Source organism: Cystobacter fuscus DSM 2262 (genome assembly GCF_000335475.2).
Classification (GTDB): Bacteria; Myxococcota; Myxococcia; order Myxococcales; family Myxococcaceae; genus Cystobacter; species Cystobacter fuscus.
In genome coordinates this window covers 321,396-344,685 of the sequence record NZ_ANAH02000009.1, presented here as the reverse complement: position 1 = coordinate 344,685, position 23,290 = coordinate 321,396, and the positions used below count along the sequence as shown (strand labels likewise).

Annotated in this window: 19 protein-coding genes; 9 read left to right on the top strand and 10 right to left on the bottom strand. The window is 69.3% G+C overall.

The features are described from left to right. Nucleotides 1-22 precede the first annotated feature (22 nt). Nucleotides 23-1,312: a ThuA domain-containing protein gene (locus tag D187_RS17715; protein WP_043430272.1), complete on the bottom strand. Its 1,290-nt coding sequence runs from the start codon at nt 1,310-1,312 to the stop codon at nt 23-25. 286 nt (nt 1,313-1,598) lie between these two features. Here D187_RS17715 and D187_RS17710 point away from each other — a divergent pair, with 286 nt between their 5' ends. Further along, nucleotides 1,599-2,081: a hypothetical protein gene (locus D187_RS17710; RefSeq protein ID WP_002626645.1), complete on the top strand. Its 483-nt coding sequence runs from the start codon at nt 1,599-1,601 to the stop codon at nt 2,079-2,081. 182 nt (nt 2,082-2,263) lie between these two features. After that, the gene (locus D187_RS17705) at nt 2,264-3,331 is read left to right on the top strand and encodes a hypothetical protein (RefSeq protein ID WP_002626644.1); all 1,068 of its coding nucleotides are present in this window, start codon (nt 2,264-2,266) and stop codon (nt 3,329-3,331) included. A gap of 15 nt (nt 3,332-3,346) precedes the next feature. Here the strand turns inward: D187_RS17705 and D187_RS17700 are convergent, their stop codons facing one another. Both D187_RS17700 and D187_RS17695 read right to left on the bottom strand, forming a co-directional pair. Continuing rightward, a complete protein-coding gene (locus D187_RS17700; RefSeq protein ID WP_051256403.1) occupies nt 3,347-5,083 on the bottom strand; it encodes an AAA ATPase domain-containing protein in 1,737 nt (578 codons plus the stop codon). A gap of 47 nt (nt 5,084-5,130) precedes the next feature. After that, nucleotides 5,131-6,240 (bottom strand): AAA family ATPase, encoded by a 1,110-nt coding sequence (locus D187_RS17695; protein ID WP_002626640.1) that lies wholly within the window; start codon nt 6,238-6,240, stop codon nt 5,131-5,133. A 216-nt stretch (nt 6,241-6,456) separates the two neighbouring features. Here D187_RS17695 and D187_RS17690 point away from each other — a divergent pair, with 216 nt between their 5' ends. From D187_RS17690 to D187_RS50030, 3 genes are all read left to right on the top strand, one after another. Continuing rightward, nucleotides 6,457-8,868: a lytic transglycosylase domain-containing protein gene (locus D187_RS17690; RefSeq protein ID WP_002626638.1), complete on the top strand. Its 2,412-nt coding sequence runs from the start codon at nt 6,457-6,459 to the stop codon at nt 8,866-8,868. 6 nt (nt 8,869-8,874) lie between these two features. Continuing rightward, entirely contained in the window at nt 8,875-9,681 is an 807-nt protein-coding gene (locus D187_RS17685) for a GNAT family N-acetyltransferase (protein WP_002626636.1), read from the top strand. 93 nt (nt 9,682-9,774) lie between these two features. Continuing rightward, nucleotides 9,775-11,664 (top strand): PAS domain-containing sensor histidine kinase, encoded by a 1,890-nt coding sequence (locus D187_RS50030; RefSeq protein WP_051256401.1) that lies wholly within the window; start codon nt 9,775-9,777, stop codon nt 11,662-11,664. Between the two features lie 17 nt (nt 11,665-11,681). Here D187_RS50030 and D187_RS17675 read toward each other — a convergent pair whose 3' ends face one another. After that, nucleotides 11,682-12,266 carry a superoxide dismutase gene (locus tag D187_RS17675; protein WP_002626631.1) on the bottom strand — a complete coding sequence of 195 codons (585 nt, stop codon included), beginning with the start codon at nt 12,264-12,266 and terminating at the stop codon, nt 11,682-11,684. A 137-nt stretch (nt 12,267-12,403) separates the two neighbouring features. On the opposite strand from D187_RS17675, the gene D187_RS17670 reads away from it, so the two are divergent. Further along, on the top strand, nt 12,404-12,997 hold the full coding sequence (locus D187_RS17670; RefSeq protein WP_245591746.1) for a helix-turn-helix domain-containing protein: 594 nt from the start codon (nt 12,404-12,406) through the stop codon (nt 12,995-12,997). Nucleotides 12,998-13,011: 14 nt separating this feature from the next. On the opposite strand, the gene D187_RS17665 is transcribed toward D187_RS17670, so the two are convergent. Together D187_RS17665 and D187_RS17660 are read right to left on the bottom strand one after the other, a co-directional pair. Continuing rightward, on the bottom strand, nt 13,012-13,860 hold the full coding sequence (locus D187_RS17665) for a DUF3014 domain-containing protein (RefSeq protein WP_002626626.1): 849 nt from the start codon (nt 13,858-13,860) through the stop codon (nt 13,012-13,014). Between the two features lie 55 nt (nt 13,861-13,915). Beyond that, entirely contained in the window at nt 13,916-15,526 is a 1,611-nt protein-coding gene (locus D187_RS17660) for a sigma 54-interacting transcriptional regulator (RefSeq protein WP_002626624.1), read from the bottom strand. Between the two features lie 221 nt (nt 15,527-15,747). On the opposite strand from D187_RS17660, the gene D187_RS17655 reads away from it, so the two are divergent. From D187_RS17655 to dps, 3 genes are all read left to right on the top strand, one after another. Next, nucleotides 15,748-16,302 carry a peroxiredoxin gene (locus tag D187_RS17655; protein ID WP_002626622.1) on the top strand — a complete coding sequence of 185 codons (555 nt, stop codon included), beginning with the start codon at nt 15,748-15,750 and terminating at the stop codon, nt 16,300-16,302. Between the two features lie 6 nt (nt 16,303-16,308). Continuing rightward, nucleotides 16,309-16,836, top strand: a complete 528-nt coding sequence (locus tag D187_RS17650; RefSeq protein WP_002626621.1) for a carboxymuconolactone decarboxylase family protein — start codon at nt 16,309-16,311, stop codon at nt 16,834-16,836. Nucleotides 16,837-16,955: 119 nt separating this feature from the next. Then, complete coding sequence (dps, locus tag D187_RS17645; RefSeq protein ID WP_002626619.1) at nt 16,956-17,432, top strand: DNA starvation/stationary phase protection protein Dps; 477 nt, start codon at nt 16,956-16,958, stop codon at nt 17,430-17,432. Nucleotides 17,433-17,495: 63 nt separating this feature from the next. Here dps and D187_RS17640 read toward each other — a convergent pair whose 3' ends face one another. From D187_RS17640 to D187_RS50025, 4 genes are all read right to left on the bottom strand, one after another. Beyond that, nucleotides 17,496-17,870, bottom strand: a complete 375-nt coding sequence (locus D187_RS17640; RefSeq protein WP_002626618.1) for a hypothetical protein — start codon at nt 17,868-17,870, stop codon at nt 17,496-17,498. Between the two features lie 117 nt (nt 17,871-17,987). Beyond that, on the bottom strand, nt 17,988-20,204 hold the full coding sequence (locus tag D187_RS17635; RefSeq protein ID WP_002626617.1) for a prolyl oligopeptidase family serine peptidase: 2,217 nt from the start codon (nt 20,202-20,204) through the stop codon (nt 17,988-17,990). Nucleotides 20,205-20,273: 69 nt separating this feature from the next. Further along, nucleotides 20,274-22,370 carry a M13 family metallopeptidase gene (locus tag D187_RS17630; protein WP_002626616.1) on the bottom strand — a complete coding sequence of 699 codons (2,097 nt, stop codon included), beginning with the start codon at nt 22,368-22,370 and terminating at the stop codon, nt 20,274-20,276. 87 nt (nt 22,371-22,457) lie between these two features. Next, the gene (locus tag D187_RS50025; protein ID WP_002626615.1) at nt 22,458-23,270 is read right to left on the bottom strand and encodes a glutathione S-transferase family protein; all 813 of its coding nucleotides are present in this window, start codon (nt 23,268-23,270) and stop codon (nt 22,458-22,460) included. Nucleotides 23,271-23,290 lie beyond the last annotated feature (20 nt).

Here is a 23,290-nt window from a genome sequence, read left to right as displayed (position 1 = left end):
CGGGGCGGGGACGGTGGCCCGCTTACGGCTGCTGGGTCAGGGAGAACGACTGCGAGGGGCTGCCGTTGCAGGTGTATTGCACCAACTGGGTGCTGTCGGCGGAGCCCGTGGCGGTGAGGCACTTGCCGCTGTGGCGGTTGACGAAGTGGTAGGAACCACCGGCCTCCGCCACGGGCTGCCACTGCTGGTTGTTGCCATTGCTGTAAACCCATAGCTGGATGGGCGCGCCATCGGCCGTGGACACGTTCGTCACGTCGAGCGTCTGGGCGCTGTTGAGGCGGCTGTTGATCCGCACCCAGTTGCCACTGGTCGGTTGGAATTGGAAGTGCTGCGCCTGGGTGCCATTGCAGGTGTATTGCTGGATGACGGTGCCATCCGCCGAGGCGGCGGACCTCGCGTCCACGCACTTGCCGGCGCCCAGGCCCACCACCGAATACCAGGCGGTCGGAGAGATCGGACCCGGAGGAGGGGGCGGCGTGCCTCCGCTCCCCCCGAGCCACTTCAGCCCGTCGAGGATGAACCGGTTCTGGATCTCACTGGCGAACGTCGACGACAGCGGCGTGTTGTTCGAGTAGTTCATCGCGTTGTGGCCGAAGTTCGCGTACAGCATCTTGTACTTCTTGTTCGTCCACAGGATGGGGTAGTCGCCGCTGTACCAGGACTGGTTCGGATCGGTGCCCAGCGGAAAGCTCACGGGGTCGACCGAGGCGAGCACCTGGATGTCCGGGTTGGCGCGCAGGTTGTTGCTCCAGCTGTACCACTCGCTCACCGCCGAGGTGAAGGTCGCCGGGAGGTTCACGGTCGACGCGTGCGTCCGGTTCTCCACCTTCAGCACCGCGGTGGTGGGGCCCCAGGTGTTCGACTTGAACGACCCCGAGCCGAGGAACTGCTGGTGGTACCAGCTCCAGTCCGCCGGCGAGGTGGTGAACGCACAGACGTGGAATCCCATCCAGCCGCCCCCCGCTTGCACGTACTGCTGGAACGCGGAGCGCTGGGCCGCCGTCTGAGGCAGGTCGTCCAGGAACATGACGACCTGGTACTGGGCGAGGGTGCTGGCGTTGAGCTGATCCCAGTTGTTGGTGGCCGTATAGGAAAAGCCGTGCTGCGCGGCGAGCCGCGGGAACCAGAGGTTGGCTTCCTTGACGAAGTCGATGTGGGCCGCGTCCCAGGTGCCATTGTAGAAGGCCAGCACCTTGAAGCTCGGGGCGAGGCTGGAAACCTCGCGCCCCTCGGCCCGCCCCTCCCGCGGGAGCAACGCGAGGAGGCACACGACGAGCATCACGAGCGGGTGCGAGACCCGATTGTTCTTCATGTCTGGAGTCATCCGCGGAGCCTTCCGATTCTCTGCGCGATCGACAGGGCGACGGACGGCACGGCGGCGCCCGGCGTCCATCCCGCAGGGTGTACCCGTGTCCCTGGATGGGACCGGGCACACCCTTGACTACCCCAGGATGGTCCGGACCAGAAATATTCCCGCTTTAATTCTTTTTCCTGGGACGGGTGGAAGTCCGGACTCTCCTTTTTCATGAGGGCGCCTCCAGAGGGAGGTGCCCGGTCCGCAGCGTCCGCACCCACCCGTCCACGGAGAACCCTCCACCATGATCTCGTCCCCCACGCGGCTCCTCTCGTTGTCCCTGCTCGCCCTCGCGCTCGCCACCACCGGATGTGGCGGAACCGAAATGGAGATGGAGGACGTGGCGCCCCAGGCTTCGGAGGAAACCGCCACCGCGGAGTCCGCGGCCTGCACGGACTACTGCGACAACTGTGTGTTGTTCGCGCGGTGCAGGGCGCCCAACCTCCCCTATGGGCTGACCTACTGGAGCGACAAGGTCGCGGTGATCAACAGCAACCACGCCCACGTGGGGTGTGTGGCGATGATCCCCACGTCGCACGTGTACGGGCACGCCGCCTTCGTCGCGGATGTGGACACCGCCCCCAACCCCAACCGCATCACCCTGCGTGAGGCCAACTGGTCCCCCAACGCCTGCACCTCGCGCACCGGCACCAAGGACGGCCTGAATATCCGCAACTTCTGGTGCCCCGCCGGCGCTCACACCGCCAACTGCGCGGGCCCGATGTAAGAACCCCACGCCACGCGGCTCCTCCGCCGTCCGCGTCACCTTCGCGGGCGGCGGTCCTGGTGGGGGCCGCTTCTTGGCGGTTGCGCATCGCACGGGCAAAAACCGGGTGAAACCCAGAAAAAAAAGTTTACCCCACCAGCCCGGCGAGCTTTTAGTGCGGCGCGAGAAAGGAAGAACCCCTTATGGTTTCCATTCGTCGCCCTCGTCGTGGATTCGTCGCACGCGCCGTCCTCCCCGCCGCCGTGATGTTGCTGTCCGCCTGCGGCACGAGCCCGTTGGAAGGAGAAGCGCTCGGGGAGACCCGGGGAGCGCTCGCGGGCAACGCGGGTTCGGCCGCGTTCCGCGCCGCCCTCGCCAAGCGCTGGGCCCCCATCCACTACCAGGACGTGGACGTGACGGGCTCGCACGCGATCAGCGGCAAGGCCGACTACATCACCCGGGTCGACTTCGACGGGGACTGGAGCGGCACGAACAACTGGGACAACGCCGCGTCCAGGGCGCTGCCCGCCTATGTCTATCAGTCCGTCGTGGAGACGAGCTCGCACTGGTACATCGTCTATACGTTCTTCCACCCGCGCGACTGGTTCGACTCCATCTTCGACACGGAGCACGAGAACGACGGCGAGGGCGTGCTGCTCATCGTGGAGCGCAATGGCACGGAGTACGGCTCGCTCGTGGGCGCGGTGACCGTGGCGCACAAGGACTTCTTCTCGTACACGCCGGACGGCAGCCCGCTCACCTCGGGCGCGGAGTCGCTCGACGGCAAGCTGTCCACCGCGGACTTCGAGGGGCTCCAGCACCCCATCACCGCCCAGGAGGCCAAGGGCCACGGGCTCAAGGCCTGGCCGCAATACGACATCAACGGCGATGGCGTGAAGTACTACCCCTCGCTGACCACCGCCGAGGAGCCCTCGTCGGCCAGCGACTCGGACGTGCGCTACAAGCTCCTCGACATCTACGGCTCCGAGGGGCTGTGGACGCGCCGCTCCCTGTCCGAGCTGTTCGCCTCCGATGGCACGTTCCGCGGTGACACCAGCGGGGGCTGCGGCTACGTGGCGGGCCAGTGCGGAACCAACTCGGCGAACGCGCCCTGGGGCTGGGACGACGGCAACGACGGCGCCGTCGCGCGGGGTGAGATCGCCACGGATCCGGCGAAGCTCGCGGCGATCTACTTCAGCCCGGCCTCGCGCTTCTCCACGACGTACACGTTCAACCCCTTCAAGGGCGTGGGGGACGCGAACGCGCCCTGAGCGCTCGCGCCCCGCTCAGTTCGTCGCGGGCTGCTCGGCCCCCTCGTCGTCCGCCTCCTCGTCCTCGAACTCCGACTCGCGCGGCGCGTCCACCAGGGCTCCGAGCGGGTAGATGACGAGGTGGCGCTGGGGCTCGCTGCCGTGGCTGATCGCCTCCAGGTGGTAGCGCGACACGAGCCGGTGCTGGAGCTTGCGCAGCCGCGGAGGTCTCGGGGCCAGCGGCACCACCACCGACTCGCCCAGGACACGCTGGATGGCCTCCTCGGCCTCCAGCACCGCCTCGCGAATGCGCTCCTCGTTCTCCCCCTCGGCCAAGAGGAACGCGTCGCGCAACACCCGCCGCATCTCCGACGAGCTGTTGCGCTTGATGGCCAGCACCGGCACCCCCGCCTTGCCCGCGAGCTTGCGCAGCTTCGGATCATTGGCCCGCGAGCGCAGCGTGAGGATGAGGTCCGCGCTCTCCAGGCGGCCGATGACCTTCGCGTCCACCGCGAGGTCGCGCAGCACCCGCTCGAGCAGATCCCGGCTGACCGCGTGCGCGTACAGACGCGTGGTGCCCTGACGCAGTCCCGGATGTCTGCGCTCCACCTCCTCCCGGGAGAGGGACTCGGGGCGCGGGGCTTCCGGCGCCGCGGGCCGGGCCTTGCCCGAGGCGAGCCGGGACGGAGCGGCGAGCGGACGCAGCGGCGGGGGCGGCGGCCGGGCCGGCGACGGGGCGCCCCGGGCCGGCCGGGGGCTGTCCACCGGGGAGGCCGGCTTCACCTCCACCTGTCCCCCGACGAGCTGGCGCTGCTCGCCTCCGGGGACTTCTCCGGCCAGCAGCCGGTCCACGGCCTCGGCGGTATCGCCGTGCACCCGCACCTCGTCGCGGCTCACCATCTCCACCACCACGTCGAAGGTGGGCGGCCCCTTGCGCTCGGTGATCGTCTTCTGGGTGTGGCGCCGCCGGGCCTCCTCGTCGCTGAGCGTGACGGTGTGCACGCCGCCGACGAGGTCGGACAGCGTGGGGTTGAGCACCAGGTTCTCCAGGGTGTTGCCGTGGGCCGTCGCCACCAGTTGCACGCCCCGCTCGGCGATGGTGCGCGCCGCGGCGGCCTCGGCCGAGGTGCCAATCTCGTCGACGATGATGGCCTCGGGCATGTGGTTCTCCACCGCCTCGATCATCACGTCGTGCTGGCGATCCGGCCGCGACACCTGCATGCGGCGCGCGCCGCCGATGCCCGGGTGGGGAATGTCGCCATCGCCGCCAATCTCGTTGGAGGTGTCCACCACCATGACGCGCTTGCCCAGGTCATCGGCGAGCACACGCGCCACCTCGCGCAGCTTCGTCGTCTTGCCCACCCCGGGCCGGCCGAGCAGCAGGATGTTCTGGCCCGAGGCGATGAGATCCTTGAGCATGTCGATGGTGCCGAAGATGGCGCGGCCCACGCGCAGCGTGAGGCCCACCACCTTGCCCCGCCGGTTGCGGATGGCGGAGACGCGGTGGAGCGTGCGCTCGATGCCGGCGCGGTTGTCCTCGCCCACGCTGCCCACCTGGGCGATCACCTGCTCCAGTTCCTTGCGGGTGACGGGGGCCTCGGACAGCCTGGCCACTCCCCCGACGAGCCGCGCCTCGGGCGGGCGCCCCAGGTCCATCACCACCTCGAGCACCTCGCCGGGCGGCATTTCCCGGACCGCGTCCTGCAGCACCTCGGGAAGCACGCCCACGAGGAGAAGGAAGTCATCAGGGGGAACGGTGGCACGTGGACTCATGACGCCCTTCAAGGTGCACCCTTTCCCACGGGGTTGCACGCCCTGTGTCAGTCCTCGGACATCTCCGGGTCCACCACCCGGGTAGCCCCCCCCTCCTTCGTCAGCCGGAGGGGGTCCACCCGCGCCCGCCGCGCCAGGGCCCGGGCCAGCGGCTCCGCATGGGTCGTCACCCACACCTGGCTGTCGCGCGAGGCGTTCACGATGAGCGCCGCCAGGGGCTCGAGCAGGTCCGGGTGGAGGCTCGTCTCCGGTTCGTTCAGCGCGAGGAACGCCGGGGGCCGGGGGCTCATCAGCGCCGCCAGCAGGCACAGGTAGCGCAGCGTGCCATCCGACAGTTCGCGCGCGGACAGGGGGCGCTTCAACCCCGGCTGGTGCAGGAGCAGACTGAAGCGTCCCCGGGGGGCCTGGATCTCCAGGCGCGCGCCCGGAAAGGCATCGGAGACGGCGCTCTCCAGGCCCCCGGCGTCTCCCACCTCGAGGATGGTCTGCAGCGCGGCGGCGAGATCCCTCCCGTCATGGGCGAGCACGGGCGTGCGCACGCCCATCTGGGGCGAGCGCTGGGGCGCCTCCAGGTCCGTGCGGAAGTGGTGGTAGAAGCGCCACTCCCTCAGCGTGCCTTGCACCTCGGCCAGACGCGGGAAGCGGTGGGGCTCGGCGAGCTGCGACAGCACCGACTCGCCCGCCCACAGCCGCACCGGGTAGGTGACGCGCTCGCCGTCCGCGTCCCGGAGGAAGGCCGTGCGCTCCTTGCGCTCCAGCAGCACCCCGCGCCGCCGGCCCTCCAGCACCCACAGGTGCTCCTCCTTCACCTCGGGATCCAGGTTGAAGAGGCTCAGGGGCTCGCCATTCTCGTCCACCTGGGGCGGCACCGCGCCGAGGGTCAACTGGTACTCCAGCTCCCCCCAGCTGACGCCCACCGTCAGCAGCGAGGGCCCCCGCTCGCGCGCGCCCGCCCACAGCACGCTGGGCACCCCGCCCTCCTCCGCGAGCGCCCGCGCCAGCCGGCCCTCGGCGGCCTCGGACAGCAGGTGGAGCGCGCGGTAGAGGTTCGTCTTGCCGCTGCCATTGGGCCCCACGATGACGGTGAGCGGCCCCACGGGGAGCACGAGCTTGCGCACCGAGCGGTAGCCGGCGACCTCCAGTTGGGTGATGGGCATGGCGCCCTACCCTATGACATGAGCGGCCCCTGTCGGGTTCACGAGACAACATCGCACCCCGTGTGAATCCGCCCGCCACGCGAATGGAGCGAATGTGTGCCGTGCACCGGACAACGCCCGCGTGCGAAGACGCACGCTCCCTCACTCCCCAGGCTTCCCCGCCGTCCCTATTTCCAGGCCCTCACTGACGGCTCGGGCCTCGACCAGGGGAATGGTGTGGGACTGCAAGACACGATGCTCGGATGGAAGCAATGGCCGCTGGTTGCCGCGCTCTGGGTGACTCCCGTGTGGGCGGAAGCACCCGCCGCGCTCACTCCGCCCGGCGGCGCGGACATCTCCAACCTCGCCGAGAGCGCCTCGGCCAAACCCCAGCTCAACTCCTCGCTCGACAGCGAGGACGAGGAAGCTCCCCCCGAGTTCACCCTCGGCCCGGCGGAACCGGTGGCGCCGGGTGAGCGCAAGTGGGTGAACAAGCTCGACGGCACGAGCCTCACCTCCTATTTCGCCGAGGGGGTGCTCGCCCAGGCCAAGAGCGCGTACGACCAGCGCCGCTACCGCGTCGCCCGGCAACTGCTGGACAAGGAGGCGCCGACGGCGCCCGTGCGCTACCTCCGGGCGATGAGCGCGTTCGGCCAGGGACAGTGGGCCGTGGCGGCCGAGGAGCTCGCGGGGCTCGCCCAGGACTGGCCCGCGATGAGCGACTACTGCCACTTCGAGGCGGCGCGGGCCTACGAGAAGCAGCGCAAGTGGACGGAGGCCATCGCCCACTACGAGGCCGTCAAGCCCGGCGCGCGGCGCTACACCGACGCGCGCTTCGGCATGGCGTCGCTGCTCGAGAAGCGCAAGCGCGACTACGCCGCGGCCGTGGTGGCCCTCACGCCGCTCGTGCAGACGGACACGCCCCGGCCGGCGGACCCCGACCAGTCCGCCGCGTGGCTCACCATCGCCCGGCTGGCGCGCTACCAGGCCGACTACAACGGCGAGCACCGGGCGCACCTCGCGGTGTGGGCGCTGCACCCCTTCTCCAAGGAGGCCAGCGCGGCGGTGAAGGGCCTGCGCGACCTGCCCTACGTGCCCAAGTGGAAGGTGGCGCGCGCCGAGACGCTCTTGTCGCTGCACCAGAACCGCGAGGCCATGGACACGCTCGGCAAGATGCTGCCGAAGCTGGAGCTGCCCGACGAGCTGGCCTGCCGCGCGCACTTCGCCTACGGCACCGCCCTGCGCAAGGAGCGCAAGCACTCCCACGCCATCCGCGTGCTGCGGCCCGTCACCGAGCAGTGCCAGGACGCGGCGCTGCGGCCCCGCGCCCTCTACGTGCTGGGCTACTCGGAGTCGGTGGTGGAGCCGGAGAGTTCCATCAACACCTACCTCCAGCTCGCGCGCGACTACCCCAAGCACCCCTACGCCGATGACGCCCTCTTCTACGCGGCGGGCAAGGCGCAGGAGCGCGGGGAGAAGGCCGCCGCCGTGAACTACCTGGATCAGCTCATCGCCAACTACCCGGAGGGCAACTTCGCCTCCGAGGCCCTCTTCCAGCGCTTCTGGATGTACCGCGCCGAGGGCAAGAACGAGGCGGCGCTCGAGGCCCTCACGCGCATCGAGGCCCTGCGGGGCACGGGATCCACGCACGAGTCGGTGCAGCGGGCCCGCTACTGGCGCGCGCGCCTGCTGCCCGGCCTGGGTCGCGCGGTGGAAGCGCACGCGCTGCTGGAGCGGGTGTCCGCCGAGGGCGCGGCCACGTGGTACGGCCTCCTGGCGCGCTCGCGCCTGGCGCACGAGGCCCCGGAGCGCGCGAACGCCATCGTCGCCCAGCTGCGTCAGCCCACGAGCCCCGCCGAGGTGTGGCCCCTGGAGGCCGGCGCCCTCATGAAGGACGCGCACTTCGTCACCGGCCTGGAGATGCTGCGGCTCGGCCACCGCGAGGCGGCCGCGGAGCTGCTGGCCGTGGACCGCAAGGGCCGCGACGAGGAGTCCATCCGCCTGCTGTTCCACCTGCTGCACACCTCGGGTAACGAGCGCTACGCGCGCCCCATCGCCTGGGCCTTCCGGCGTGAGGGACTCGCCGCGCCCACCGAGGCCGAGACGCGCCTCATCTACTCGGCGGCCTACCCCCAGCCCTTCCGCGAGCTGGTGGTGCGTCACTGCCGCTCGGCGAAGGTGAACCCGGATCTGATGCAGGCCCTCATGCGCGAGGAGAGCGCCTTCAATCCCAAGGCGCGCTCGTCCACGGGCGCGCTCGGGCTCGCCCAGCTCATGCCCGCCACCGCCTCCGTGGTGGCGCGCGAGCTGCGCTTGACGCTGGCCACGCCCGACGCCCTGCTCGAGCCGCACCACAACATCCGCCTCGGCTCGGCGTACCTCGGCGGCCTCCAACGGCGCTTCTCCGGCAACCTGGCGTACGCGGTGGCCAGCTACAACGCCGGCCCGGGCGCGGTGGACCGGTGGATCTCCCGCTTCCCCAACGCCGAGCTGGACGAGTGGGTGGAGCAGATTCCCGTGGAGGAGACGCGCCTGTACGTCAAGCGGGTGCTGGGCAGCGCGGCGGCCTACCAGTTCCTCTACGACTCGGGCTCGCTCACGACGCTGGCCTTTGGAGAGAGGGGTTCCAATAATGCGGGCTCGCGCTGAGCCCCCATGTCCCCAGAAGAAATCCACGAGTCCAATACCCGCTTCCAAGACGCCTGGCGCTTCTTCGCCCGCGGCAGTCCCACGGGCGAGGTGCTCGACCCGCCCGGGGTGAGCCTCGCGGCGAGCAACGTCCCCTGGGCCATGCTCAACGCGGCCTTCCTGCCCGCGCCGGTGGACACGGAGGCGGCCCTGAGCCACGCCGCCACCACCGCCGCCCGCTACTTCACCCCCCGGGGAAAGGGTTGGATGCTCGCGCTGTGCGAGGACTGGGTTCCTCCCGCCCTGCGCGCGCGCGCGGCGTCCCTGTTCGCGCCCCTGGGCCTGACGCCCAGCGTGGTGGCCACCGGCATGGTCGCCGAGCGGCTGCTTCCCCCCGCCCGTCCCCTGCCCCGCCTGGACATGCGCGCGGCGAGTGACGCGCACGTGCGGGGTGACCTCGCCGACCTCAACTCCCTCAGCTACGACGTGGCGCTGGCCACCGGACGCCAGGTGTTCGATGTCCCGGCGATGTTCTCCGGCGACAACCTGGGCTTCGTCGGCTACCGCCTCGAGCAGGCCGCCAGCTGCACGGCCGTGATGCGCGCGGACGACGTCGCCTACATCTCGATGGTCGCCACCCTCCCCCCCCACCGGCAGCTCGGCTGCGCCGAGGCCGTCATCCGCCACGCACTCACCGAGGCCCATCGCGCCTGGGGCCTGGAGCGCACGGTGCTGCACGCCACCCCCGCGGGACTGCCCGTCTACCGCCGCATGGGCTACCGGCCGGTGACTCGCTTCCAGTTCTACATGGCTCCGCCCGCTCCGAGCCGGTGAACATCTTTCATGGAAAACTGGTTTTAACAAGAACACTGGTATCAGACCCGGGGCCGATTCAAGCCGGCGGAAGGAGCGCGCTAGGGTCTTTCCATGCGAGCCATTGCAGCGGGGGGAGTGGAGAGCATCGAGGCGGTGACGAGCTCCTTCTGGTCGCTCGCGCCTTACGGCCTGGTGCTGTTGAGGCTGGCGCTGAACTCCCAGACGCCCCTTCAAGATGCCCTGTGGATCCAGGCCAATCCCGCCACCCGGCGCCTGGTGCCGGGCGCGCACCTGTTCGCGGGCCTGCGCCTGCGGGACATCCTCGAGCAGGACAAGCAGGAGCCCTTCGTGCGCGAGCTGCTGCGCTGGGAAGACACGCTCGAGGGCCAGGGAAGCCTTTCCACCGAGCTGAGCCATGGCGAGGGAGAGGACCGGGTCGTCTTCCACATCGACGCGGCCCAGCGCGCCGGGCACCTGATGCTGTGGATCCGCGACATCACCGCCGAGCGGCGGGAGACGGAGTCGCTGCGGCGCGATCGGGAGCTGTTCCAGCGGGTCATCCACTGCTCCCCGGACGCCATCTTCGCCAAGGATCTCCACGGCCGCTACACGCTCATCAACCCCGAGGGAGCGCGCGCGATGGGCGCCTCGCCGGCGGACATCATCGGCCATGGCGACCAGGACATCTTCCTGCCCGAGGACGCGAGCGCCACGCGGGCGCATGATCAAGAGGTGCTCGCCGCCCAGCGGCCCCTGACGTACGAGGACGAGGATCTCGCGGGCCAGCGGGTGTGGCTGTGCACCAAGGGGGCGCTGCGGGACGAGAAGACGGGAGCCGTCACCGGGTTGTTCGGCATCTCCCGGGACATCACCGAGCGCAAGCACCTGGAGCGGGCGCTCCAGGAGAGCGAGGCACACTACCGTCTGGTGGCGCGCGCCACCCGGGAGGTGCTGTGGGACTGGCACCTGGGCAGCGGAGAGATGCACTGGAGCACGGCGCTCGGAGAGGTGTTCGGCGAGGTGCCCGAGGAGTGCGGCACGTCACCGGGCTGGTGGAGGGAGCGCATCCACCCGGACGATCAGCCCCGGGTCCTGCGCGCCCTGCACGCCGCGATGGAGGGCCAGGAGGAGCACTGGTCGAGCGAGTACCGCTTCCGGCGGGCGGACGGCACCTACGCGGCTGTGCTGGAGCGTGGCTACATCGACCGGAGCCCCGAGGGGCGGCCCGAGCGGCTCATCGGGGCGATGATGGACGTGAGCGAGCACAAGCGGCGCGAGGAGGAGTCGGCCCGGGAGACACGGCTCGTCGAGCGTGTCCTCGGCATCGTCAGCCATGATCTGGGCAGCCCGCTGGCCGCCATCCGACTGTCCTCGCAGATGCTGGCGCAGGCCCCCAACCTCACCCCGGCGCAGAACACCAGCCTCGCGCGCATCGAGGAGACCACCCGGCGCATGACCCGGCTGACGCGCCAGATGCTCGACAGCGTCCGGGCGCGTGACGGGGCCCTCCCGGTGGTGCGCCGTGCCGTGGACCTGGAACAGGTGTGCCGCCGGGTGCTGGACGAATTCACGGCCATCTACCCACGGCGCGGCCTCCAGCTCACCGTGGAGGGCAACACCCAGGGCCACTGGGACGCGGACCGCCTGGCGCAGGTCTTCTCCAACCTGGTGGGCAACGCGCTCGAGCACGGCGACGAGTCCCACCCCATCACCATCCAGCTCTGGGATGCCGCCGGAGAGCAGCGGCTGGAGGTGAACAACCAGGGCAGGCCCATCGACGCGGCCCTGCTGCCCCACCTCTTCGAGCCCTTCCGGACCGGAGGCCACGGCGGACGCCGGGCCTCGGGGGGCGGCGTGGGGCTGGGCCTCTACATCGTCCGGGAGTTCGTCCGGGCGCACCAGGGCGAGGTGCGGGTGCGCTCCTCGGCGGAGGAGGGCACGACCTTCACGCTCACTCTCCCGCGCCACGCGCCCGGCGCCACCGACGCGCCGGACGCCTGACACCGCGAGCGCCTCGCTCAGCGCGTCTTGAGGTTCTGGGTGACGAAGTCCCAGTTGACGAGGCTGTCGAGGAACGTGGAGATGTACTTCGGGCGCGCGTTGCGGAAGTCGATGTAGTAGGCGTGCTCCCACACGTCGATGGTCAGCAGCGCCTTCTGGCCGTGCTTCATCGGCAGGTCCGCGTTGCCCGTCTTGGTGATGGCCAGCTTGTCCTTGTCGAGCACCAGCCAGGCCCAGCCCGAGCCGAACTGCGTGGCGGCGGCGTTGGAGAACTGCTCGCGGAAGTTCTCATACGAGCCGAAGTCGCGGTTGATGGCGTCCGCGAGGTCGCCCGTCGGCTTGCCGCCGCCGTTGGGCTTCATGCAGTTCCAGTAGAAGGTGTGGTTCCACACCTGGGCGGCGTTGTTGAAGACGCCCCCGTCGCTGCCGAGGATGACCTGCTCGAGCGACTGGTTGGCCTCGGGCTTGCCCTCGAGCAGCTTGTTCAGGTTCGTCACGTAGGCATTGTGGTGCTTGCCGTGGTGGTACTCGAGCGTCTCCGCGCTGATGTGGGGGGCGAGTGCATCCTTGTTGTAGGGCAGTTCGGGCAGGGTGAACGGCATGGGACGTCCTTTCGTCGTGGGTAGGCTGAAGCTGCCCCTTGCTCTACCGGCATGCGGTCCGTATGTCAGCGGCTTGGTCAATAAATTGTCCGGTCGCCAATGCGATGGCGCCAAGGCACGGGGAAGAGGCGGCGGGGATGTCACGGGAGAACCGGACGGGAGAGGCAGCCATGGCCATGGAGCGCACCTCCGAGAACCTGGCGCGCAACCTGCGTGCCCTGCGCGACGCGCGCGGCCTGAGCCAGCAGCAGATCGCCAGGCTGGCGGGCGTGCCGCGCGCGACGTGGACCCACCTGGAGTCGGGCAGTGGAAATCCGACCCTGTCGGTCCTGTTGCGCGTCGCGTCGTCGTTGCAGACCTCGGTGGAGGAGCTGCTCGGCGCCCCCCGGCAGGAGGCCCGGCTCGTCAAGCGGGCGAGCCTCTCCTCGCGCACCAAGGGCAACGTGCGGATTGAGCGGGTGCTGCCGGACAGCCTGCCGGGCCTCATCATCGAGCGGATGGACTTTCCCGGCGACGGCGTGCTCGTGGGCGTTCCACACACGCCCGGCACGCGGGAATACCTCACCTGCGAGAGCGGCACCCTGGAGCTGGTGACGGTCGGTTCCGTGTGGACGCTCGAGGCGCGCGACGTGCTCGTCTTCCGGGGGGACCAGAAGCACACCTACCGCAACAAGGGGGACAAGCCGCTGGTGGCCTTCAGCATCGTCGTGCTGGCCCCCGGAGGCCTCTGAGCGCGCCGTCCCCCTCACGGCGAGGGAGAGGCCTCGGGCGGCGGCAGGGCGAGCGCGTCCCGCAGCTCGCGCAGCTTGGCCTGGATGGCCCGGGCGTTGGTGGGCCCCATGCGCACCAGGTGCTTCTGCGCGGCGCTGAGCCCCTCGAGCTGCTCGGAGGCATAGTTGAAGTTCACCCCGCCCGGCGCGTCCACCACCTCCACGTCGCCCTCGGGCACGGGGGTGTCCAGCATCCGCTGGATGGCGTTGGAGAGCGTCTGATCGAAGCGCTGCCCGGGGCGGCTGATCTCCAGGTAGGAGCCCTGGATGAGGGGCCGGAGCGCCTTGTACGTGATGGCGCTGGTGGACGTGTCGAGCGACGTGAACACGCGCGTCACGCCGTCGTAGCGGGCGAAGCTCTCGGGAACGATGAAGAGGCGGTGCTCGCGCCGGGTCACCTGGAAGTCCCCCACGGGGGCCATGAAGGACAGCGAGGAGCGGGGGCTCTGGCCCTCGGCGATGTTGGACACGGCCGAGGAGAAGCGGCGCACCAGGTCCTCGGTGGAGGACAGCCACTTCTGCAGCTCGGGCAGGGGGGACAGCAGGCCCACCAGCTCGCGCACGCGGGCATCGCTCTCCGCCAGGGGCGGCAGCGGCGGGGGCACATCATCAATGGAGGCATCCGGCGCCGTGGCCACGGGGGGCGCGGGCTCGGGCGTGGCGACTGGCGTCTGGCGGCCCTTCCACCAGGAGTACCCCACGATGGCCAGCGCCACCACGACGCCCAGGAGCACCACGATCAGCGGCGCGCGCGAGGATGGGGGCTTCCTCGATGCGCCCGGGGGAGGGCCGAAAGACGAGGGCGGCGGCATCGGATCGCTCATGGTTCCTCATTCCTCCAGGACAGCGGCGTACGGGGCCAACGCTCCGCCTCCCGCGCTATTTCCCGGGAGGGGCTGGCGGGGTGGCGACGTATTGCTCCAGACGCGTGATGCCCAGCTTCTTCATGCGACTTTGCAGCGTGGAGGGTTTGAGACCCAACAGCGCCGCGGCGCCCCCGGGGCCGTAGAGCCGGCCCTGCGTGCGGGCGAGCACGCGCAGGATGTGCTGGCGCTGCACCTCCTCCAGCGTCGCCACGGAGCCCTCCTCCCCGGACTCCGCTACGGGAGCGGGCTCGGGCGGGCGCTTCGGCTCGGGCGCCCGCGCGGGCAGGTCGAACGCCTCGGCGCCCAGCTCCCGCTTGCGCGAGAGGATGGTGGCGCGCTCCAGGGCGTTGGCCAGCTCGCGGATGTTGCCCGGCCAGTCATAGGCCGCCAGGCGCGCGAGCCCCTCCGGCGTCACCTTCATCCCCCGCCGCGCCGTCCTCCGGGCCTGCTCCTCCAGGAGGAAGGCACACAGCAGCGGCAGGTCCTCCAACCGCTCGCGCAACGGCGGCAGCCGCAGCGGGAAGACGCTCAGCCGGTAGTAGAGGTCCTCGCGGAAGCGCCGCTGGGAGATGGCCTGGCGCAGGTCCACGTGCGTGGCGGCGAGGATGCGCACGTCGGCGCGCACCGTCCTGTCACTGCCCACCGGCTCGAAGGTCTTCTCCTGCAGGGCGCGCAGCAGCTTGGCCTGCAGTTCCACGGGCATCTCCCCCACCTCGTCGAGGAAGAGCGTGCCCCCGTGCGCCATCTGGAAGCGCCCGGCCCGGTCCTTCGTGGCCCCGGTGAACGCGCCCTTCACGTGGCCGAACAGCTCGCTCTCCAGGAGCCCCTCGGGAATGGCCGCGCAGTTGAGCGTCACGAAGGGTGCCTCCGCCCGGGTGCTCCAGCGGTGCACCGCCCGCGCCAGCCGCTCCTTTCCCGTGCCCGTCTCGCCCAGCAGCAGCACCGGCGTGTCCGTCTCCGCCACCTGCCGCGCCCGCAGCGCCAGCTCGCGCACCGCCGGGCTGCGCGACGTCTCCAGCACCCCCACCTCGTCCCCGCCCAACTGCGACTCCAGCAGCCGCGCGTGCTCGTGCTCGCGCTGGTGCAGCCGCTCGAGCGTGCTCTTCTGCTCGACCTCCTGCAGCGACGTGGCCAGCATCTGCCCGTACACCTCCACCAGATCCACCACCGACTGCGGATACGTCTCGCACTCGGTCCTGTCCAACGTCAGCAGCCCGTAGCAGCGCTCCGCCGCGCACAGGGGCACCACCATGCACGAATGGCCGGGCGGCAGGTCCAACACCCCATCGAAGGGGTCGCCGTCCCCGTGCGAGTGGTCCTCGTCCGTGAAGGCCCGCGCCCGCCGCGTCTCCAGCGCCTGGCGCAGCGAGGGGAAGTCCGCCAGCCGCAGCTCGTGCCGGCGCACCTGCTCGCTCGCCAGGGGCCCCCGGGCCACCACCGCCACCAGCTTGCCTTCTCGCAGCAAGAAGAGCGTGGCGAGGTCGAAGCGCACCACCCGGGTGAGCCACTCCAGCCCCCGGCGCAGCAGCTCCGCCACGGGCCGCTCCGAGGTCGCCAGCTCGATCAGGTCCCGGGCTTCCCCGCGCCAATCCGCGCGCGTCACCGCAACGATGTCATCCGCCATACGTCTACGTAGATAACCGGGGCGGCACCGAAATGTCAGTGGCGCCGGACACCGTTATTTCGGTATGCACCGGTCCGGCGGCACCGGCTGGAACACAGGGCTGTAGTAACCCCCTGGAATCACGAAGGACGTGTTCTGGCACGGCGGCTGCTTTGAGAGTACACGAACTTCACCACCCGGGCCTGGGAGCAAGCAGGCCCCCATCCAAGGAGTCGAAACACATGCTGACCGTTGGCGACAAGATTCCCGCGTTCAACCTGAAGGGCGTGGTGAGCCTGGAGAAGGGCAAGGAGTTCAAGGACATCAACCAGGACACCTACAAGGGTAAGTGGACGGTGCTGTTCTTCTGGCCCAAGGACTTCACCTTCATCTGCCCCACGGAGATCGCGGAGTTCGGCAAGCGCGACAAGGACTTCCAGGATCGCAACGCGCAGATCCTCGGCGTGAGCACGGACAGCGAGTACGTGCACCACGCGTGGCGCACGCACCACCCGGACCTCAAGGGTCTGCCCTTCCCGATGCTGGCGGACATCAAGCGCGAGCTGAGCGCGGCGCTGGGCGTGCTGCACAAGGACGAGGGCGTGGCCCTGCGCGCCACCTTCATCGCGGACCCCGAGGGCATCATCCGGCACGTGTCGGTGAACGACCTGTCGGTGGGCCGTAACGTGAGCGAGGTCATCCGCACCCTGGACGCGTTCCAGACGGACGAGCTGTGCCCCTGCAACTGGCAGAAGGGCGAGGAGACCCTCACCACCAAGCTGGCGAAGGCGGGGTAAGGCACCATGGCGTCGCTCGAAGTCGTTCGCGGTGAGCTGGCGGATGCCCACAAGGACACCCGCCTCAATCTCCAGTCGGTGCTGGAGAACAACAGCCTCACCCCCGCGCAGCGCTGGGGCGTGGCCGTGGCGTGTGCCTTCGCGGCCCGCAACGAGCTCATCAAGAAGGCCATGCTCCACGAGGCCCGCCAGGCCCTCGGCGATCAGGCCGAGCCCGTCATCGAGGACGCCCGCGCGGCGGCCTCGCTGATGGGGATGAACAACATCTACTACCGGTTCCGTCACATGGTGGGCAAGGAGTCCTACGCCACCAAGCGGCCCGGTCTGCGGATGAACCGTCTGGGGCAGGTGCTCACCAACAAGGTGGACTTCGAGCTCGTCTGCCTCGCGGTGAGCGCCATCAACGGCTGTGAGATGTGCGTGCAGTCCCACGAGAAGGTCGTCGTCGACGGTGGCCTCTCCGAGGACCAGGTGAACGACGCCGTCCGCATCGCCTCGGTCATCCACGCGGCCGCGGTCGGTCTCGAGTCGTAAAGCCGTCAGTTCCCCATCGCGCGGGTTTTCAAGAAGCGCCCTCCGGTGTCACCACCGGGGGGCGATTCCTTTTTCCCCATCGCGCATCCAATCCACACATCTTCAGAAAGGACTTCCTCATGTACCGCAGCCCGAGCCCCCTTCCCGAGCAGTCCCGTGCCGCCCTCGTCGAGCAGCTCAACGCGCGTCTGGCCGACGGTCTGGATCTGCACAGCCAGATCAAGGTCGCGCACTGGAACATCAAGGGCCCGCAGTTCGCGGCGCTCCATCCGCTCTTCGAGACGTTCGCGGTGAGCCTGGCCAACCACAACGACTCGGTGGCCGAGCGCGCCGTGACGCTGGGCGGCAAGGCCTACGGCACCAGCCGCTACGTGGCCAAGACGAGCCGGCTGGCGGACTACCCGCAGGAGACGACGAAGGACCTGGAGCACGTGAAGCTCCTGGCCGAGCGCATCGAAGGCTACCTCGTCGGCTTGCGCGACAGCCGCAAGGCGGCCGAGCAGCACCAGGACACGGACACCGTGGACCTGTTCACCGGCATCATCACCGAGTTCGAGAAGCACGCGTGGTTCCTGCGCGCCTCGCTCGAGAGCTGAAGTCATCCCTCACGACCCCGCGGGGGTCCTCCTCCGCGGGAGGACCCTTCGCGCGGCTCACCGCTACTGCTTCGGGACATCCTCGCTCGGACCCTCGTCGATGACCTCGGACGAGCCATTGTCCGACGGCTGCGCGCCCTGGGTCTGCCGCTCGATGCTCTGCTGGGTGTCCGAGGGCGTGCGCACGACGGTGTTGCCGGGAGCCACCTCGGGTGCCCAGAGCTCCCCGTCCCCGTTGCGCACCGCATTGCCCGCGCCGCCCGTGGCTTCGCCTTCATAGACGGTGGGCGCGCCCATGCGGTCCTTCTGCGCCCGGCTCTTCTCGTCCGTCAGTTCCTGCATCGACGCCTCGGGCTCCTCGGAGCGGGCCTTCGAGGAGTTGGCGCACCCCCACAAGGTGAGGGCACAGGTGGCGGTGGCCAGAACGAATTTCTTCATGGGAACTCTCCTGGTTCGAGTCATCTGCCCGAAAGGTGGACGTCCCCATGAGCGAGGCAACAGGGAAGCGGGCACGGGGGAATGCACCCACCTGCCCGCCCCCTCACCTCCCCGGCGTCAGGGCGACTGCGTGCCCGCGACGGACTGGGTGCGGCCCACGCCCATCTGGTCCAACGTGAAGGCCCAGAGGTCGCTGTACTCCTCGATGATCTTCCCCGTGGGCTTGCCCGCGCCGTGGCCCGCCTTGGTCTCGATGCGGATGAGCACCGGGGCCTCACCGGCCTGCGCCGCCTGGGCGGCCGCCGTGAACTTGAAGCTGTGGCCGGGTACCACGCGGTCGTCATGGTCCGCGGTGTGCACGAGCATGGCGGGGTAGCGCGTGCCGGGCTTCACCTGGTGCAGCGGCGAGTAGGCGTGGAGCGCCTTGAACTCCTCCGGGTTCTCCGCGGAGCCGTAGTCGCTCGTCCACGCCCAGCCGATGGTGAACTTGTGGAAGCGCAGCATGTCGAGCACGCCCACGCCGGGCAGCGCCACGCCGAAGAGGTCCGGCCGCTGCGTCACCGCCGCGCCAATGAGCAGTCCGCCGTTGGAGCGGCCGGTGATCGCCAGCCGGGACGTGGAGGTGTACTTCTGGGCGATGAGGTACTCGGCCGCGCCGATGAAGTCGTCGAAGACGTTCTGCTTGCGCAGCTTCGTGCCGGCCTCGTGCCACTCCCGGCCGTACTCGCCGCCGCCGCGCAGGTTGACCACGGCGTAGAGGCCCCCCTGCTCCATCCACACCAGGTTGGCCACGCTGAAGCCCGGCGTCAGGGGGACGTTGAAGCCGCCATAGCCATACAGCAGCGTGGGCGTGGTCCCATCCCACTTCAGCCCCTTCTTGTGGCTGAGGAAGATGGGCACGCGGGTGCCGTCCTTGCTCTGGAAGAAGACCTGCTCCGTCTCGTATTGCGACGGATCGAACTTCACCTGGGGCGCCTTGAACACCGTGCTCTGGCCCGACTTCACGTCGTAGCGGTACACGGTGGGCGGCGAGGTGTAGCTGGAGTACGAGTAGAAGGTCTCCGTGTCCTGACGCTTGCCGTTGAGGCCCGACACGCTGCCCAGACCCGGCAGCGCGAGCTCGCCCTGGGGCTTGCCGTCACGCGACACCCGCCGCACCACCGAGTGCGCGTCCTTCATCACGTTGAGCAGGAAGAGCTCGTTGACCATGTCCACCGAGGCGATCGTCTCCTCGCCCTGGGGGATGATCTCCTTCCACTCCTTGCGCTCCGGCTTGCGCAGGTCGATGGCGACCACGCGGCCGCGGGGCGCGTCCAGATCCGTCTTGAACCAGAACAGCGTGCCGTCGTTGGCGATGTATTCGTATTTCGCGTCCCAGTCGCGCAGCAGCTCGACGACCTTGGCCTTGGGATCCTTCAGGTCCTTGTAGAACACCAGGTTCTTCTGCTCGGTGCCCCGCGAGATGTTGATGAGCAGGTAGCGCCCGTCGTCGGTGACGTGGCCCCCAAAGCCCCACTCCTTCTGATCCTTGCGCTCGTAGACGAGCGTGTCCTGGCTCTGCGGCGTGCCGAGCTGGTGGAAGAAGAGCTTCTGGTAGTAGTTGGCGCCACTGAGCGCCTCGCTCGTCTTGGGCTCGTCATAGCGGCTGTAGAAGAAGCCCTTGCCGTCCCGGGTCCACGAGGCGTCCGAGAACTTCACCCACTGGATGATGTCCGGCAGATCCTTGCCCGTGCGCACGTCGCGCACGCGCAACTCCTTCCAATCGCTGCCGGCGGTGGCCACGCCATAGGCCAGCAGGTGGCCGTCCTCGGTGATGTCCTGCCCCGCGAGCGCCACCGTGCCATCCGCGGACAGCGTGTTGGGATCCAACAGCACCCGGGGCTCGGCCGAGAGCGAGTCCGCCGTGTAGAGCACGGACTGGCTCTGCAGACCGTCGTTGCGGAAGAAGAAGTAGCGGCTGCCCTGCTTCCAGGGGACGGAGAAGCGCTCGTAGTCCCACAGCTCCGTCATGCGCTGCTTGAGCCGCGCGCGCAGGGGAATCTTCTCCAGGTAGCCGAAGGTGAGCTGGTTCTCCGCTTCGATCCACTGACGGGACTCGGGCGAGTCCGGGTTCTCCAGCCAGCGGTAGGGGTCCGCCACCTTCGTGCCGTGGTAGTCGTCGACCACGTCGTCCTTGCGCGCGGCCGGATAGCTCAGGCCCTTGGGCGCGCTGACGGGCGTGACGGCGGAGGGAGCCGGAGCGCTGGGGGCGGACGCCTCCCGCGGCTCCGGAGCATGACTGCAGTGCGTGAGCCAGAAGGCACACGCGACGGCGGAAACAAGAGGGGTTCGCATGGCGCGCGAACCTATCAGCCCGGGAGCGTATTTCCGACGCTCCCGGGCCCGCGCCCTTTCAGGCGCGAATCACCAGATCTTCACGCGCTTGTCGGCCGGCAGGAAGGCGCCATCGCCCTCCTTCACGCCGAAGGCGGAGTAGAACTCGGGCATGTTGCGCACCACGCCATTGACCCGGTACTCGCCCGGCGAGTGCGGATCCGTGAGGAGCTGCTGACGCAGCGCGTCCTCGCGGTTGGCCGTGCGCCACACCTGGGCCCAGCCGAGGAAGAAGCGCTGGTCGCCAGTGAAGCCCTCGATCACCGGAGCCTCCTTGCCGCCGAGGGACAGCTTGTAGGCCTTGTAGGCCACGGTCAGTCCACTCAGGTCGCCGATGTTCTCACCCAGGGTGAGCTTGCCATTGACGTTCATCCCCTGGAGGGGGCTGAAGCTGGAGTACTGGTCGGAGAGCTGGCCGGTGCGCTGCTGGAAGGCGGCCTTGTCCTCCGCCGTCCACCAGTCGCGCAGGTTGCCGTCGCCGTCGGAGCGGCTGCCCTGATCATCGAAGCCGTGGCTGATCTCGTGCCCGATGACGCCGCCGATGGCGCCGTAGTTGGTGGCGTCATCCGCCTGGGGATCGAAGAACGGAGGCTGGAGGATGGCCGCCGGGAAGACGATCTCGTTCATCGAGGAGTTGTAGTAGGCATTCACCGTCTGCGGCGTCATGCCCCACTCCAACCGATCAATGGGCTTGCCGAGCTTCTCCACGTTGCGGTTGTACTCGACCTCGCTCGAGCGCTTCACGTTGCCCACCAGATCGTCCGCGCGCACGGTGAGCGCGGAGTAGTCCCGCCACTTCTCCGGGTAGCCGATCTTCACGTTGAACTTCGCCAGCTTCTGCTGGGCCTGGGCCTTGGTCTCCGGGCTCATCCAGTCGAGCTGGTCGATGCCCTGCTTGAAGGAGACGCGCAGGTTGTCCACCAGCTTCTGCATGCGCGCCTTGCTCTCGGGCGTGAAGTAGCGCTCCACATAGATCCGGCCGAGCACCTCACCCAGCGCGCGGTCCACGGACTCCACTCCGCGCTTCCAGCGGGGCCGGTCCTCCTCCAGGCCCTGGAGCGTCTTGCCGTAGAAGGCGAAGTGGGCCTGCTCGAAGGGCGTGCTGAGCAGGGGCGCGTACCCGCTCACCAGCTTGAAGGTGAGGTACTGCTTGAGCGTGGGCAGGGGCGTGCCCTGGATCATCTTCGCCAGGGCCTGGAAGTAGTCCGGCTGGCGCACGATGACGGCGGGCGACTTCTCGGTCCCCGCGGCCTTGAGGTAGCTCGTCCACGCGAAGCCCGGCGTGAGCGCGTCCAGCTCCGCCACGCTCTTGAGGTTGTACGTGGCCTCGCGGTCGCGGTTGCGCACGCGATCCCAGTGCTTCTCCGCCAGCGCGGTCTCCAGCGCGAGGATCGTCTTCGCCGCGCCCGCGGGATCCTTCTCTCCCGCCAGACGCATCATCGTCTCGATGTAGGTGAGGTACGCGGCGCGCGTCTCGACGAAGCGCGGCTCGGGCTTGCTGTAGTAGTCGCGATCCGGCAGGCCCAGCCCGCTCTGGTTGACATAGAGGATGTAGCGCTCGGCGTTCTTGGCGTCCTGGCCCACGAAGCCGCCAAACGGCGTCTGCACGCCCATGCGCCCGAGCACGGCGAACAGCTCCGGCAGCTCCTTCTTGTCCTTGAGCGCGGCGATGCGCTGCAGGTCCGCCCGCAGCGGCTCGATGCCGAGCGACTGGATGCGCTCGGTGTCCATGAAGCTCTTGTAGAAGTCCGCCACCTTCTGGGTGTCGGAGCCGGACGCCGGAGACTGCACGGCGGAGGACTCCTCGATGAGGGTGCGCAGCGCCTCCTCGCTCTTGTCGCGCAGCTCGATGAACGAGCCGTAGCGACCCTTGTCCGCCGGAATCTTGGCCGTCTTCAGCCACGTGCCGTTGACGTAGCGGAAGAAGTCATCCTGGGGACGCACGCTGGTGTCGAAGTGCTTCGTCTCGACGCCGAGCGACAGGGCCGGGCTCTTGGCCTCCGCCTGGGCGGCGGAGGAAGACTCCGCCAGGGCGGTGGAGCGGGTGCTCGCCGCGCATCCCAGCAGGAGGCAGGCACCGAGCGTACCCGGGGCCCAGGCGTGACGGAGGAACTTCATGCGGTTCATGGAATCTCGTGGGGTTGGGGTTGATGAAAAAACCCGGGCCGCCAACTCCAAAGGCGGCGGGAAATTCCCATCCGCCCCGAGGGACCTTCACGTCCGGGGAGTGTCCGCGCCCGGGGGAAAACCCCGGGCCAGGCGCTGGCGATCCTCCCGGTAGCGCCGCACGAACCACTGGCCCGCGGGACGCGCCAGGAGTTCCTCACGCATCCGCTCGAGTTGACGCGATGCGCGCTCTCCGCGCTGGGGCGCATACGGAGAGCCCTCGGGGCGCATCAACGGGGAATAGAGCGCCGCCGCGGTGATGTCCGCGATCGACAGGCGATCCCCCACCAGGTAGCGCGCGGGGTCCCCTTGAATCTCCCGCTCCAGCCGCTCGAGCCCCTCCAGCAGCTTCACCCGCGACGCCTCCACCTTCTCGGGCGACTGGACGTAGTGGCGCTGGATGTTCTTCTTCACGAGGGGAAACATCGCGCGTCCGATCAGCCGCACCGGAAGCGGAAAGGCCCTGAAGATCAAGGACTTCACCTCCGACTCCTCCTCGATGAGCTTCGCGTATGCCCAGCGCCGCACGTGCACGCCGGCCGTCTCGTCGTAGTAGGCCTCCAGCTCCAGGACGCGCTCGCGCTCGGGGCCCCCGGCGGGGATCAGCCGGGGCGCGGACGGATAGGCGCGCTCCAGGTGCAAGGCGATGTCGGTGGAGTCGCCCAGGGGCGTGCCCCGGTCCACCAGGACGGGAACGGAGTGGCCGCGCCCCCCCGTCAGGCGCTTCGTCACCCGAACGTGCACACCGGGCAGCAGGTTGCGGACGCCATAGGGGATGGCCTTGGCGTCGAGATTCCAGCGGGTCTTCTCGCAGAAGTGGGAGATGGGGAATTGATAGAGGGTGCGGTCGGGGTGAGGCATGGCGCGGGAGCATGCCGTTC